Origin of the sequence: Flavobacterium rhizophilum (genome assembly GCF_046000485.1) — a bacterium.
Lineage (GTDB): Bacteria > Bacteroidota > Bacteroidia > Flavobacteriales > Flavobacteriaceae > Flavobacterium > Flavobacterium rhizophilum.
This window is the reverse complement of the sequence record NZ_JBELQB010000068.1, coordinates 1-527: the sequence shown is the minus strand read 5'-3', so window position 1 is coordinate 527 and position 527 is coordinate 1. Positions and strand designations below refer to the sequence as shown.

Sequence of the window (527 nt, the reverse complement as noted above, 5' to 3'; positions counted from 1 at the left end):
GAGGCCACATATTTTTTTAACTGTCTTTTCATAACGTTGCAAAAATAGGATAAAACAATGGTAAGGGCTAATACAGGTAAAGTGAATATTTCACACTTATTTTTTAAAACTGACAAACATAAAACGTTATAGTATATGGTTTTATTAATTTAAAAACTATTTTTGGAATACAAACCGTAATAAAACAAACAAATGGAAACAAAAATAGCTAACCCGGCACCCCTGGGTTTATTAGGCTTTGGTATGACAACTATTTTACTGAACATACATAACATGGGGTTTTTCCCGCTGAGTTCGGTAATATTGGCAATGGGTATATGTTATGGCGGTACGGCACAGATAATAGCCGGAATCATGTCATTTAAAAAAGGAAATACATTTGCTGCAACCGCTTTTACTTCATACGGGTTTTTCTGGCTGTCGCTGGTTGCGGTATGGTTGCTACCCGGTTTGGGCATAGAAGCCGCACAGGCTACCCCACCCGACTTTTTAGCCTGGTACCTGGCAATATGGGGAACCTTTACCGC

Annotated in this window: 1 protein-coding gene; it reads left to right on the top strand. The window is 38.5% G+C overall.

The window, feature by feature from the left end; translation table 11 throughout:
• Positions 1-192: 192 nt before the first annotated feature.
• Positions 193-527: acetate uptake transporter (locus ABS768_RS17800; protein WP_408076266.1), on the top strand; the 335-nt coding region annotated here is incomplete at its 3' end.